This window comes from Amorphus sp. MBR-141 (genome assembly GCF_053628695.1).
In genome coordinates, this window is the sequence record NZ_JBRJGW010000027.1 from 27,484 (window position 1) to 40,951 (window position 13,468).

General features: G+C 60.6%; 11 protein-coding genes and 1 tRNA gene. 3 read left to right on the forward strand and 9 right to left on the reverse strand.

Going from position 1 to position 13,468, the window contains the following annotated elements; translation table 11 throughout:
* Window positions 1–9: 9 nt before the first annotated feature.
* The 3 genes from ACSSVZ_RS24565 to ACSSVZ_RS24575 are packed head-to-tail and all read right to left on the reverse strand — an operon-like array spanning window position 10 to window position 1,998.
* A complete protein-coding gene (locus ACSSVZ_RS24565; protein ID WP_394031093.1) occupies window positions 10–309 on the reverse strand; it encodes a helix-turn-helix domain-containing protein in 300 nt (99 codons plus the stop codon).
* Window positions 302–592 carry a helix-turn-helix transcriptional regulator gene (locus ACSSVZ_RS24570; RefSeq protein WP_394031095.1) on the reverse strand — a complete coding sequence of 97 codons (291 nt, stop codon included), beginning with the start codon at window positions 590–592 and terminating at the stop codon, window positions 302–304. The genes ACSSVZ_RS24565 and ACSSVZ_RS24570 overlap by 8 nt, the downstream gene beginning before the upstream one ends.
* Window positions 589–1,998, reverse strand: a complete 1,410-nt coding sequence (locus ACSSVZ_RS24575; protein ID WP_394031097.1) for a tyrosine-type recombinase/integrase — start codon at window positions 1,996–1,998, stop codon at window positions 589–591. The genes ACSSVZ_RS24570 and ACSSVZ_RS24575 overlap by 4 nt, the downstream gene beginning before the upstream one ends.
* A gap of 533 nt (window positions 1,999–2,531) precedes the next feature.
* Between ACSSVZ_RS24575 and ACSSVZ_RS24580 the strand changes: the two genes are divergently transcribed.
* Both ACSSVZ_RS24580 and ACSSVZ_RS24585 read left to right on the forward strand, forming a co-directional pair.
* Window positions 2,532–2,608 (forward strand) — tRNA-Met (locus ACSSVZ_RS24580).
* A 387-nt stretch (window positions 2,609–2,995) separates the two neighbouring features.
* The gene (locus tag ACSSVZ_RS24585; protein WP_453973419.1) at window positions 2,996–3,220 is read left to right on the forward strand and encodes a hypothetical protein; all 225 of its coding nucleotides are present in this window, start codon (window positions 2,996–2,998) and stop codon (window positions 3,218–3,220) included.
* A gap of 703 nt (window positions 3,221–3,923) precedes the next feature.
* Here the strand turns inward: ACSSVZ_RS24585 and ACSSVZ_RS24590 are convergent.
* Genes ACSSVZ_RS24590 through ACSSVZ_RS24600 form a run of 3 tightly spaced genes read right to left on the reverse strand, consistent with a single transcriptional unit; the run spans window position 3,924 to window position 5,927 of the window.
* Window positions 3,924–4,976, reverse strand: coding sequence for a replication protein RepA (locus ACSSVZ_RS24590; protein ID WP_453973420.1), 1,053 nt, complete (start codon window positions 4,974–4,976; stop codon window positions 3,924–3,926).
* Window positions 4,977–4,989: 13 nt separating this feature from the next.
* Window positions 4,990–5,271 (reverse strand): hypothetical protein, encoded by a 282-nt coding sequence (locus tag ACSSVZ_RS24595; protein ID WP_453973422.1) that lies wholly within the window; start codon window positions 5,269–5,271, stop codon window positions 4,990–4,992.
* A complete protein-coding gene (locus tag ACSSVZ_RS24600; protein ID WP_453973423.1) occupies window positions 5,268–5,927 on the reverse strand; it encodes a nucleotide-binding protein in 660 nt (219 codons plus the stop codon). The genes ACSSVZ_RS24595 and ACSSVZ_RS24600 overlap by 4 nt, the downstream gene beginning before the upstream one ends.
* A 323-nt stretch (window positions 5,928–6,250) precedes the next feature.
* On the opposite strand from ACSSVZ_RS24600, the gene ACSSVZ_RS24605 reads away from it, so the two are divergent.
* On the forward strand, window positions 6,251–7,324 hold the full coding sequence (locus tag ACSSVZ_RS24605) for a hypothetical protein (RefSeq protein ID WP_453973424.1): 1,074 nt from the start codon (window positions 6,251–6,253) through the stop codon (window positions 7,322–7,324).
* Here ACSSVZ_RS24605 and ACSSVZ_RS24610 read toward each other — a convergent pair.
* From ACSSVZ_RS24610 to ACSSVZ_RS24620, 3 genes are read right to left on the reverse strand one after another with little or no spacing between them, the layout of a single operon-like run.
* Window positions 7,310–8,356, reverse strand: a complete 1,047-nt coding sequence (locus ACSSVZ_RS24610; RefSeq protein ID WP_453973425.1) for a GIY-YIG nuclease family protein — start codon at window positions 8,354–8,356, stop codon at window positions 7,310–7,312. The two genes, ACSSVZ_RS24605 and ACSSVZ_RS24610, sit on opposite strands and share 15 nt — an antisense overlap.
* Complete coding sequence (locus ACSSVZ_RS24615; protein ID WP_453973426.1) at window positions 8,349–10,511, reverse strand: DEAD/DEAH box helicase; 2,163 nt, start codon at window positions 10,509–10,511, stop codon at window positions 8,349–8,351. Before ACSSVZ_RS24615 ends, ACSSVZ_RS24610 begins: the two co-directional genes overlap by 8 nt.
* The gene (locus ACSSVZ_RS24620) at window positions 10,508–13,204 is read right to left on the reverse strand and encodes a DNA methyltransferase (protein ID WP_453973427.1); all 2,697 of its coding nucleotides are present in this window, start codon (window positions 13,202–13,204) and stop codon (window positions 10,508–10,510) included. The genes ACSSVZ_RS24615 and ACSSVZ_RS24620 overlap by 4 nt, the downstream gene beginning before the upstream one ends.
* Window positions 13,205–13,468: the final 264 nt, after the last annotated feature.

Genomic DNA, 13,468 nt, shown 5'->3' on the forward strand with positions numbered 1-13,468 from the left:
GCCTTTGGGCTATGTTTGCTCAACTGGGGGCATGGTGGCCTCGACCGCCACTGCCGTCGTCACGCGCCGGCAAGAGGCCGCCCACGCATCCAGATCGTCGACCGCATAGCGAACGTAACGACCGAACTTATGGAAGATCGGGCCACCGCCGAGCGAGCGGTAACACTCCAGCGTATGGGCTTCCAGGGCGAGATACCGGGCGGCAGCTTCGGTATCGACAAAGCGGACGGGGCCGGCTTCCTTCACGAAGACGGCGCGCTTGAGAAGATCGGCCGAAGGCCAGCGGCTTTGTGAATTACTGCTACGCATTGCGGCTCTCCTTGCCCACTTGGATTTCCTCTGAGGTCGAGGTGAAGCTATGGGAATCGACCCACGCGTCGTGTTCATCCATCCGAAAGAGCACTGTCCCGCCGACCTTGCGGTAGGTTGGGCCACCGTCGGAGGAGCGAAGCTTCGCCAGCGTGCGATAGGACAGGTTGAGGTAAAGCGCCGCTTGGCGCGTGCGCAGCCATTTGGAGCCGAGCGCGATGGCGGGCTCGGCTATCTTATCGGACCATGCCCGGCGTGTAGGTTGGGATTTGGAGGCTTTCATTCTGCGGCCTCCGCGCTGACGGCCTCGCGCCGCGTTCCTGGTGGAACGGTGCGGTTGTCGCCCTTCCGGTGACGGAAAGGTCGGTAGTTTCCGACCTTGGTGCGGGATTTGTACTTCCCATCTTCGAGACCGGACGGCGGGCCGGACGGGCTGGTTTCCCTAACCGGCTCGGGGGCGACGGTCGGCGTCGCTTCAATCATCTCCGGATCTTGCACGTCGACTATGGGTGCGTTTGGCGTCACGACCGATCGGCGACGGGCAGCGACCACGTCGGCTGCGGACCGAACCGGGTCATCCTCGTTGTGGATGTAGCGCATGAACATGGCGACAGTCTTATGGGCCGTCAGCGCCATGCCGACCTTCAACGGCACGCCGGAATTGGCGATGTCCGTGGCGGCGCGATGCCGGATACCGTGGGTGCCGACGTGGGGGACCCCGGCGCGCACCAGCACCCGCCGCCAACCATGATGATAGGTGTTCTCCGTCATCGGCTTGGAGGGATCAAAGATGGAAGGGCAGACGAACGGCGAATCCTCGAAGCGCGGCGCTTCGGTCAGGAGACGATAGGCTTCATCGCTGAGCGGCTTCGTGATGCCGCCGGTCTTGCTGTCCGGCCAGGTGACGCGGCGCTGCTCGAAATCGATCCAGTCCCATTCAAGGGACAGCACCTCCGACATGCGGGCGGCGAACTCGAATTGCAGGCGGATCGCCAGCGTCAGGAAGGGATGCTCAAGTCCTTCCCGGTCCGCTGCATCGAGGTAGGTGAACAGCTTGCGCAGCTCGTCGTCGGTAATGAACCGCGTCGATCCCTTCTCGGCATATTTCTGGACATGGCGGCAGGGGTTGGACCCGTCGGGGCGATAGCCCCAGATCTCGGAGAGATTGAACATCTTGCGGAGGCAAGCGAGGGTCCGGTTCGCGATGACCGGTCGATCCGACATCGCGGTCATCAGGCCGGAGATGTCGGCCCGCGTTACCTCATGAACCTTCATCCGGCCAAGCCGGGGAACGATGTGGTTCTTGATGTTGAGTTCGTTGCCCTCAACCGTGCTCGGCTTGTTGTGCAGCTTGGAATAGTCCTCAATGAACTTGTCGCAGAGCTGCTTCATGGTCGGGGCCGCGCGCGCCGCCGACTTCTCGGCGCTCGGGTCATTGCCCTGACGGACATCGGCCAACCAATCCTGGGCGATCTTTCTCGCCTGCTCGACGGTCAGTTCGCCGAAGCGTCCGATGGCAGGCTTCCGGCGAACACCGGAGTTGGTCTGATATTGGAGCATGAAGGTCTTCCGCCCCGCGGGCGTGACTTTCAGCATGAATCCCGGTACGAGCGTATCGCGGAGTTCGTAATCGCGGTCCTTCGGGGTTGCGGCATCTACCGCGGTCTTGGTGAGCTTGATTTTGGCCATCTATCGTCTCCAAACCTCAGAATTCTAGGAGCCGAATAGGGGCACTCAGGCGGACGGCTCCCGGTCATTGCCGAAAGCCATGGAGAAGATTGAAAGCCCCACGATGCAAGATAAGTCTTTGATCGTAGTAGGTTTTCGCATTCTTACTTGCGTTCGGCGAGGTTTAGCATAGACGCTTCAGGCCGGCTCAAAATCCGGTTCTGGCGACAGAGTGTCGGTTCGAGTCCGACCACCCGTACCAACGACGAACCCCATCGCGCACTCCGGTGAACGATCCGGCTTTCCGACCACAGGGGGCAACGACGGCGGGGCGCTTGAGCAGCCTGCGCCATTCGGTCTTCCCGAATGCGGACCGGTTTCAAGTCTACTGCTGGCGCCCGCGGGCTGCCCCCCACGCAAATGAAAGCAAGCGCGACGGTCCGGCGGCGATGAGAGAACGGGTGCCCATGCCCGAAACCGGTGGAGATGACAAAAAAATGTCGCCTGCCCCTTTCACCCGGGAGGTGCGTTTGCTACATGACCGTCACTGGTGACGCGGGGTGGAGCAGCCCGGTAGCTCGTCAGGCTCATAACCTGAAGGTCGTAGGTTCAAATCCTACCCCCGCAACCAACCAAGTTACTGATTTTATTGACTTTCTCTGAAGGTCCCGTTCATCGTGAACGGGGCTTTCAGCGTTTTTGGCACAGTTTTGGCACACATCGGGACAACACCGGGCCACTGCGCTCGACAGTTTCGGGCCACCGGCTGGGCGGATCCAGTGCGACTCGGCAACCCCACAGGAGCTGATTGAGTCGCGTTCAGCTCCCGGCCAACGGAATATGAAGTGGATTTCTGCGTCAGACGGACCATCGTAGGGGTGGCAGTCCGGGCAATGTCTAGCGCAACCTTGAATTTCAGGGCCGGCTCGACTATATGATAGGGTAGCGACGCGTTCTGTCGTCGCTGGCCTCGCGGCCCTTTCTTTCTTCTTCTCTTTCCCAACCTTACGAGGGACCGATGAACGAGGGAGATGGTCGCGTCGACCACACGAAGCTGCGGACAGTCAAACAGATTGTCGCTGAGGCGCCTTGGCTGACTGAAGGCAAGATGCGGTGGTGGCTCTTCCACCGCGACGCCAACGGCCTTGATCAGTCCGGCGCCATTGTTCGTGTCGGAGGACGCATCTACATCCACGTTGACGGTTTTCAGGCCTGGCTTGCTGAGGGATCTCGCGCCGCCTGACCCAATTTACGGGGCCCGCTGCAAAGCGGGCCCTTTTTCATTTCAAAGACGAAAATCAAATATCTGGCACATATGAGAGTTTATCTGCTTCTTTATAGGTAGAAGATATCTGTTCTAACTATATGCGGCCTGCCGCATACCGCGCCCATCAACGAGTTTTGCCTCTTCGGCGTACCCTACTCTGCGTGATGACCGTACCTTTGTCTGCGCGACCGCGTACCTTGGTCTGCGTGAACCGGGCCAATATCGTACCGTGGTCTGCGTGAGGGCGTACCGAAGTCTGCGTTGGCGCTCCCGAAGCCTGCAGGTTTCCGGGCCCGCGATTTGGCGCCAGCGTACCGTAGTCTGCGTGAGGAATGCCGGCGCGACGAGAGCGCGGCCTTGGGGCCACGATCCGCCAAAGCAGCTCCCTGGGCCGCCGTCGAAAGCCGCGCTCGACTACATATTCATGGTCAGCGTCAGCCAGACCGACCTCCGCGCCCTTGTGCCCCCCCGCCTGCCACCTGCTCGTGTGACTTGCCGGATGAGGCAACCATCGCGGCGTGCGGTGGTGCGTTCCGTACGTCTCGGATATCAAAACGTGCTGTCGTGCTGTCTGGCTGTCGTGCCAGCACGACCTCTTGCTTTCGTGCTTGAACGAAAGCCCGTCTCCTGACACCGCTCCCTGCCGTCGCCGTCTCATTCAGCAAGCCAGCCTGACCGGCTACTTCCCCTTCGGCGGCACGAAGAGCTGGTCGGTGCGGCTGGGCGTCATGAGGAGGCCCCGCTCGTCCAGGCGAATGCGCAGCCTCGGGAAGGCGGCCCGGATCTGGGCGATGTCCTCGGCAAAGTCCTGCTTGAACCGCCGGAAGGTTTTGACGTCCCTGCCGAACTGATCGGCCAGCGGCCGCCAGGCAAGCCGATAGGGACGCTTGACGGTGGGGAGCCTGTAGGAGAGCCACAGGATGATGTCGATCTGACGCGCCGAATGAGCGAAGGCCCTGAGCGCGCGGATATCGACGGGCAGCGCATGGGACTTCAGCGACTGGAAGAAGCCGTCGTCGAGGGTGAGCGTCGAGTTCCACAGCATGCGCTGGTCCGGCGACCGTGGAAGCCAGAGGTCGAAGGAGCTGATCGGCTGGCTGTTGAGGGTGCGCGCTTCGGTTCCACTCCACAGGCCAAGCTGGATCCGCGAGGCGGCGATCCGGTTGAGCTGCTCCTTGAACTGGGTGATCGTGCCGCGGCGCCCGCCGGTCACGGCAAAGCCAAGGTCCCGGATGAAGGCGCTCATGGAATCGCCGAGATCGATCGTCGGCGTGTTCTGGCGCACCGCCATGGTGCAGATGTGGAGCATCAGCAGCCGGGCCTTGGGGCCGTAGGGAACACCCTGACGCACCATGGCGCCGGTATAGGGATCCTTCAGGTAGCCCGGCTGGACGACGAGCGAGCTGCGGCCGTACTCGCGCACAACGTCCTGGTGGTCGTCCTTCGGGCGCCGATAGGGCAGGCCACAAAGCGCAATCACGCTGTGGATGTGGTGGCGGTCGGCATCGGCCAGGGGACGGGCTGCGATCGTCTCGCGGGTCCGATCGATTCGACGGGCGACCGGGGTCATCGCCGCCTGGCGGGCCGCATTTGCGTTGCGCTCCCGCTGCTCCTCGACAAGCGAGCGCGCGAGAATGTCTTGCATCCGCCCGGGCACCAAGGCCTCGAGACGCTGCGCAAGATCCGGATCGAGCGCGACACCGCCGATCTGGGTGCGGACAAGCTCCTGCATTAGCCGAGCCCCCTCAACCGCGCCGGGCGCGGAACTCGGCCAGAAGCTCCTGCAAAAGGGCGGACTGGGTGACGCCGTAGTCGAGGGCGGCCTGTTTGAAGTCGCGCTTGAAGCCAGCCGGCACCTTGAAGTTCAGGGCGACGGTCTCGGACGGATCCGGGCGACGGAGCGTCTCGCGGACGGCTTCACGCCCCGGCGGCCGACCCTTGCCGGGGAGACCAGCCCTGGCGGCCCCGTCAGCTGCAGTCACAGACGTCCGCGTATTCGGCGGAGGGAGATCGAGCGCCATCGTCATGCGACCTCCATCTCGCTCGTCGTGACGGCCATGAGCCGGGCCGCGATCGCCGCGGCAAGCTCTTCGGCCCGTTCCCGCAAGGTCGGAAACAGAACCTCCGTCAGCGCACCACCCTGGTCGGCGACGCGACGATAGGCGGTGCGCTCCGGCAGCGACCCCGACAGCACCAGATAACCAGCATCGGCAACGTAGTCTCGAGCTTCTTCGATCTCCCGGGGCCGATCACCGACCCGGCAGAGCGCAATGGCGATCCGCTCAACGGGTATGCCGGAACCAACCAGCTCGTGGGCAAGCAGGACTGTCGGGCGAAGATCGTCGAGAGACAATCCCGTCGGCAGCACAACCAGGTCCGACGCCTGGGCAATCGCCTTGGTCCCCTGCATGGAATGGGGTGGGGCATCGAAGATCAGCAGATCCGTCTCGTCATTCTTCGACAGCACCTCCCTGGCAGTACGGGCGGGTGCGACGGAGATCGCTGGCAGTCGCCCGGCTTCGGTCCGCCGTGACGCCCATTCGGTGCTTGTGATCTGTGCGGTATCCAGGTCAGCAATCGCGACCCGCCAGCCGCACTCTGCAAACTCTCGGGCCATCAGGCGGGCGAGCGTGCTCTTGCCCACCCCACCCTTCTGTGACACCAGGCCAAGTCTTCGGGTCATTGACTGATCCCCTTCTTGTTTTCGTGCTTTATTGCTTATCGTGCAGTAACGATAGCACGATTTAAATATATCTTGAATATAATAAGATTTCTATTCGGAAACATCCGGTCGATGCATTGTGGCTAGCAGGCCTGCTCTCACCGCAAATGGCACAGCTCTCCCGAAGGTACGCCCGAATCGCGCTCAGAATGGTCGGTGAGAAGGATAGCCTCACTCCCGAATTGGACATACTGTAACCACGCGGAAGGTCTTCGAGACCGTTCCGAGGGCCTCGATCTACATGAACGGCGACAATCGGGGAGTGGTCTGACGATATGCCGACGATGCAGGAACTGGTCGATGAAATAGATCGGCGGTCAGCAAACACTGAGTTTGGCCGACTGCAAGACTTGAGAAAGGAATTAAAAGGGCTGGGTCGGCGCCCAAACGCTGTACCCTTCGGCCGGGCCAATTCCGACGAATGGGCTCATCATCACGGCGGATTCGACGAACTTCAGTTCAATCTTGGAGAAGAGGCGCCGTTTGTCGAAAAGCTGGGCGATCTCCGCTACGGCATTGCCTTCTCGTTCCAACCCAACCGCAGCCTGCTGGACGTCAGCATTTTAAAGCCCAAGGCCGCGCTCTTCAACGACTTTCTCCGACAGAACCGCGAAGAATTATCCGATTTGTGGATGTGGTATCACACCAACGACGGGCGCAGTTCACCTCATCGACCGACCGAAATTCTGAATGAACACATGACGCCCGGGACGTTTGTTTTCATCGGGCAGGTAACAACGTTCAACGACCCGGACTACGATCGCATGATCGCGACGTTCAACCGGCTGTTGCCTATCTATCTCTACGTTCAGGGCGGCCGCGCTACCGTTTCAGCACCATCAAAATTTACCTTCGACTTCAAGCCCGGTTTTTCGCTTGGTATGACCGAGACAGCCTTTCAGGCGTCAGCCAAATCTTCGTCAATGCATTTCCGACACAAGCTAATTCAAAAAGCTCTATTCGATCTTCTGGTCGCCGAACACGGTAAACATCATGTCGGTGGAGAGCAACAATCCGACGGCGGTGGCTTGATCGACATGGTTGTGCAGACGCCGAAGAAGCGCATCCTCTTCGAAGTAAAAACTGCATCAACCGCCCGCGGCTGCATTCGCGAGGCGCTCGGACAGATCCTCGACTACGCATTGTGGCCTGAATCTCGATCGGTTGATGAGGTCGTCATCGTCGGAGAGGTTGAGGCTACGGACACCGAGAAAAAATACGTCGATCTCCTGGCAAAGTCCTTGCCGATCCCGATCTCATACCGGTCGATATGCCTCGTAAATTCATCAAGCGGCCATTTCGATTCTAGACAATGCGGACGGACCGCAAGAGGCCGGCAAACCCTAAGTGAGCGCTAAATTGATCGCATCTTCAATAAGTTCCGGTTTCGCCCTGAACCATTCCGTCGCACTGAAGGATCGTCCATCCGGCCCCGTCACTCTGAGAGCGATGTGATAGGAGCGAAGCGCCCGGTGGATACGCTGTTCGGCCTCCTTCGCCGAGTGCCCCACAAGTTCATAAGTGGCGACGATCTCAACAGGCGCGAACAAAAACGCTGACTGGGTTTCCGCACGCGCGATGCGATCTTCCACCGCTCCTGATGTGGTGCCAACCTTCAGCAGTCCTTGGACTTCAGGTTTGTCGGATCGGGAGCGGAGCACGTATACAAACCCAGTACGAGCGCCCTCGAACAAGGGGCCAGCATCTGCCAGACCGATGCGGCGGGCATCTTTATCCTCGTAGAGCCGCCGAACGAGCGACGACATCAGGAGGTTCGATTCCGTGCCGTTGTCGAAGATGACGCGTAAACGCGCATCTGGTTTATCATTGCGCCTGTGCTCATCACGAAGATCTGCGACGTAGACGAGTTGGCCCTTGAGGACGAAGAACTCGCCTGATTCGACGCGCTCCTGCCGAAAGGGCTGTGGCTTGCGCCCTCCTGCCTCAACAGCCCTGCGGATGTTCTCTATCAGCGGCTCAAAGCGCTCAAAATCCGGACAAGGCCTTCGATCAGCCACGAAGTCGGGACGGGCCATTGGCTTTAGCTCGGCGCGCACCTCGAAGATGTCGAGGCCATCCGAAAGGAGAGGATCATCGAGCGGGTCAACTGCGCTCGTTTTCCCAAACACTAGGCTGTGTCTATCGTAGGATGCCAGCCCTTCGAGACCCGCTTTCGATGCCCGCAATCCGGCAAGCTCGTTTGCCAGCATGCGTTCGCGAACGCTCTTTCCCGGCTCGGAGACCGGCTCCGCACTCGTCTCATCGACGAAAGCATTGATGCGCTCAATCACCTCGACTGCGCGATCGAGCAGGGGCGTTCGCGCTGCTTTCGGCTTCTCATTAGGTGTGAGAAGAAGCTCGTCGTTGAAGTAGTCGATCGGATCAGGCATCGACCTGTCCCTTGTCCGCGCCCGTCATTGCTTCGCGTTTCTCTCGGGAGAGCTTGCGCAGGTACGCCAGCGCCTCGGCCAGCCTCGCTTCGCGACCGTTAGGGGAGTTCAAATTGGGCTCGCGACCCTCGCGCTGGATGAAGTCTTTGATGCGCGGATAGAGCTTTTCGGCCTCTTCCTGCGACATGTTGACCTTCAGGGCGCGAACTTCGCCGTGAAGGCGCGCGAGCAGCTCCTCTGAGAGTTCTTTTGATAACAGTTCGTAGGCATCGTCAAAGTCTCGACGGCCGCCCAATAGATCGACCTGCAACTCCCTCACATTAATGAACCGCTTTGCCTGCTCCACGAAGCGATCGCCGGCGTTCGGACCGGTCGTGTGTTGCCCGTCGTCGCCTTCTCCCGGTCCTGCATAGGCAGCCTGTTCGTTCTCGGACATGCCGGGCGTCTGGATGATGCTGGGGTCCTTGGCGACCTCGCGCCCCAGCCCGGCACGCACGCTGAACAGGCTAACCGCGTCCTGGACTTGCTCGTCGGAAAAGCCGGGGTATCGCCGCTTGATCACATCTGTCACCACGAGGTCGTACATCACGTCCGTGTGGTGGTCGTCGGGATTGATCATCACTGTAAGCGTCCGGGGGTCGTTCTGCACATCGGCAAACAGGTCGTTGAAGTCAGATTCGATCGTTTCGACCACCTTCTCGTCCAGCTCCGGCATGCCAACGATCTCGATCTCGCCGGCGTTGGTCACAGGCTCCAATTTTGATTTGTTGCCGGGCGAGCCATCGAACTCATCGGCGCCTTTATGGGTCCGGAACTTGAAGACAGGTGCCATCACCTGCTCCATCAAAAGCGATACCGAGATCGCCTTAAGCATATCATTGACGGCACGGCTTACCGCTTCGTCGTTGGCGAAGGGCGCGGAGACAAGGTTGGTGAATAGCGCTTCGTTTTTGCCGGGCGCATCACGCGTCGCCCTGCCGATGATCTGCACGACCTCAGTCAGCGAGCCTCTGTAGCCGACGGTGAGAACGTGCTCGCACCACACCCAGTCGAAGCCCTCTTTTGCCATGCCGAGTGCAATGATGATATCGACGTCATCGCGATCCTCTACCGCACGCAGGCTAGCCAGCACCTTCTCGCGGTCGGCGCTATCGTCCACAAGATTCGCGATCTTGAGCGTACGGCCGCCAACCGTGAGCTGCACGAAGCCGGTGGCTTGGTCGATGCTTGTCTTGGGGCTCTTGCCCAGGCGGTCGCCAATCGCGTCCACGATCGCGTCGACCGCAAACATCTTGTTGATCCCACTCCCCTCGGCCGAGCCAACATGGGGTATGTGCACGATGGTCTTCAGGCTTGGGTCCAGGGCGTCGCCGATCGCGTCGAGATACCTGCCCTGATAGAATCGGAAGTTGATGCGAAGTGTTTTGAGGTACTCGTAGCCGTTGAGCTGCTCGTAGTAGGTGTAGATCACGCGCTCGAAGCGCGCCTCGTCCTCCGGGTGCAGGACCGCAGTGCCGTCACCGCGGAAGTAGGAGCCGGTCATGGCGAGGATATGCGCCGCGTCGTGCCCTGCTTCGCCCGCCCGGTCGATCAGTCCGCGCAGCAGATTGCCTAGCCGGCTGTTCTCGTCCGAAGAAGCATGATGCAGCTCGTCCACGCAGACGAGTGCGCGGTCAAACATGGTCACATCGTCCGTCTTGGCATAGGCGGCGCGCAGGGTGGAGTGGGTACACAGTGTCGTCCGCCCGCCACCCTCGCCGCGAAGGAACCCGATCAGTTCGTTCACTTTTCGGCCGGTCTCCGAGCCGATGGTGCAGAGGTCAAGGTCGAGCCGCCAGTCTGAGTGGAAGCCTCCTGCCGCGAGATCCGTGTCCCGAAACGAAGCGCCGATTGAGCGCTCCGGCACGGCGATGACCACGCGATCGACCGCGTTTGTGCGCAGCTTCTCTAATCCGACAAACATGGCCGCGCGCGATTTGCCCGAAGCGGGGGGTGACTTCACTAGGAGATGTTGGGCGTCCCGCTTGTCCCACACGCGGGCCTGCATAGCGCGCATGCCGAGACTATCGGTCGCCTTGGACGCGCCTGTTCCATCGTAGTTGAGCGTGATCGAGCCGAGCCCGTTCTCACCAGCCTTGTTCCCCGCCGCGCTCATGGGCTCACCCTTTCCTTGGTCCTTATCGGCTTCGCTTCTCCCGCGGCCATGCGCGCATAGAGTTGCAGCATGTGCTCGATGCGGTCGGCGTCCGAGCGATAGCGACGCGAACCGAAGATGGTCTCCATCGTCTCGTCCAGCTCTTCATGTGCACGGCGCAGGCGACGGGGCATGGTGGCGGGGGCGTAAAGTTCGCCAAGCGATTGCCCGAACCCCGCCTCCTGTCGGGCTTCGTCTATCGCCCACCAATGCTCCTCCAGCTCTGCCTTACGCCGCTCAGAGAGAGGTGGGAGAGGAAAAGTGTTCCAAACGAGGGTGTTCGCGTAGCTGAGGCGGGTCTCAAGTCGTCCCCCCACTGTTTCCAGCCAAAGCCGGTGCATACGAGAGGATAAAATCCCCGCCTGCCAAATCGAGCCGTCAATAAGTCCATATATCTTATTGTTGATGATATTTCGATGATCCATGACCGCAACGGGAAGCCAAGCTCGACCCTCGGACGTGATCGCAGGGACCATGATTGTGTGCGAGGTTGCAGCACCCGGACGTTGAACGAAGCGGTAGGGTTGATCAGCGAACGCTGCCGTACTCGCGCTTCCTTGGAGGCGCATTTCAGAGACGCGCTCGAACCGCGCCGCCAATTCTTTAATCTGCCGGGCAGCTGCGTAGTCTTTATCGTCCACCCAAAGGCACCACCGTTCGATGCCTTTCATCAGTTCCTGTGAGCCGTAGATCCGGCGGAGAAATCGTTCCGCTTCCGGGTGCGCCTCTAGCAACGCGTTGCGCTCGTTGCGGTCTAGCAGAAGGTGCCCTCCGTCCCGCGGCATGTTTCCAAATACCAACGGTTCCAGATCCGAGGAGAGAGGCGTGCTCCTCTTTCCCACAATCGTCGTCACTCCGGGCGCGAGATAGGGGCCGATAACCTCCACGTCTCGCACCGTATCGCCGTCAAAAAGGCGCTTCGGCGCATCGCTTGGCGGTCCCATGCCGACGATGACACAGGTCACTCCCGCATTGTGCGCGGCAAGGTTCGACCACTTAAAAGAACGATAGGCGAAGCGGATATCAAGCCGATCTAGAAGGTACGGCCAGAGCATTCCCACCGAGTCGCCCTGGACAATCGAATTCGTGGAGACAAAAGCGAAGGGCGCCCCCGTTGCCTCCGCGTAGTCAGCACCTTTGAGGAACCAAATCCCGACATAATCCAGTCGTCCGACGTTCGGCACCCGCCCATTGAACACGCGGTCCATGTCGGCCTTTTGTGACTTGGACTGCCACATCGCACCCTTGAACTGTGGGTTCCCTATCACCACCGTCTCGACGGGCTCGCCCACCGCGTCCGTGGGCGGACAAACCTCCAGCCAATCCACCTCCGCTGCGTTGCCAGTCACGATCACGCCCGCCTTTTGGAGTGGTAGGAAGTCGGTGCGCTGACCAAGGTCCAATTCCAGTTGCTGATCGCACTGGTATTTCGCGATCCAGAGGCCCAGCCGCGCCGCCTGACAAGCAAAGTCATCGATTTCTATTCCGAAGAATTGCTCCAGTGCGATGCCTGATAGGCGTGGCGTGGCGAGGCGGCGCATTGCCTCCATCTCCAGCGCCCGCATCTCTTTGTAGGCGAGGATCAGGAAGTTTCCCGACCCGCAGGCCGGATCGAACACGCGGATTCGGCCGAGCCGCTCGAGGAAGGCGCGCAGCCGCCCCTTGTTCGCCCCCGCCCGCTCAAGCTCGGCCTTGAGCGGATCGAGCAGAATGGGCTCCAGCACCTTCATGATGTTTGCCGGAGACGTGTAGTGCATCCCGAGCTCGCCGCGCTTCTCCACGTCGACGACGGCTTGGAGCATGGAGCCGAAAATATCGGGGTTAATGAGCTTCCAGTTCAGCCCTGCGCAGTCGAGAAGCAGCTTGCGGCAGCGCCCGTCCAGCGCCGGCATGGGCACATCTTCTTCGAACAAGGAGCCGTTGACGTATTCCAGCTTTGACCAGCCTTTGGTCTCAGAGGAACGCATCGCATGAGGCGTATCCATGTGACGAAAGGCGCCCTCGAAGAAATCCGCTAGATCGGCGCCATCAACCCTCGTGGACTGCCGCACCGCTTTTTCAAACACGTCCTTCTCGAAAATGCCGACATCGTCCGAGAACAGACAGAACAGTACGCGCGCCATGAAGATATTGAGAGCGTGCCGATCGGCTTGGGTGGTCCAACCTGGGTTGACGTCGCGGACTGCGTCGTGGAAGCGCGAGATGAAGCGCGTAGCCCGCACGTCGGCCATACGCTCCTTTTTCGGAACGTAGCGCTCGTGCCCGCCGAGCGGAAAGAACACGTCGCCTTCCAGCGAAAGCATGTCGATGCCGACGCGCAGCGGCTCTTCGTCAAATTTCGGGCTGGTGTCATAGGCCGCGATCCGCTCACCGTCATAAGCAAGCAGGATGCGGGGACGGCGTCCCTTGGGCGAAGCCTCTGCTTCGGCTCGCATACGATCTAACGCCGCATCCGCTCCTCCCGGCTGAGTCGCCTCGAAACGCAGCATCCTTGTCCACGTGAATGCACCGCCCTTTGCGGTCTCGCGGAGTTTGGTGATCGTGGAGCGCGGGGCTCCTACAGCCTCCATTAGCGCTAAGCCAAATCCCCCCCCCGCCGGAGGTTCTGCGGCGAGGTCGTCGAGATTCGAGTAGATCTCTCCTGGGGTCAGCATGGCGTTTGATCTTGTTCCAGCAAGGATACTACCCCGAGCCCGTCCCGCCCTTTGGTCATTGGTCGCAAGCCGTCACCGAACCGGTCGACGCTCGAAACCGCGACCTTTTCCGATCCGGATTGGTGCACTCTTTCTCGGGTACCAGAAGCATTAGCAGCTGATCGAGGGCCAAACACCTCCATCATGCCGCCCGCACGCGCCCGTTCTTTCGCCCGAGCCCGCGAGCCCGAAAACGCGCCGATTTCACCGCCCGGTGGACTGGTG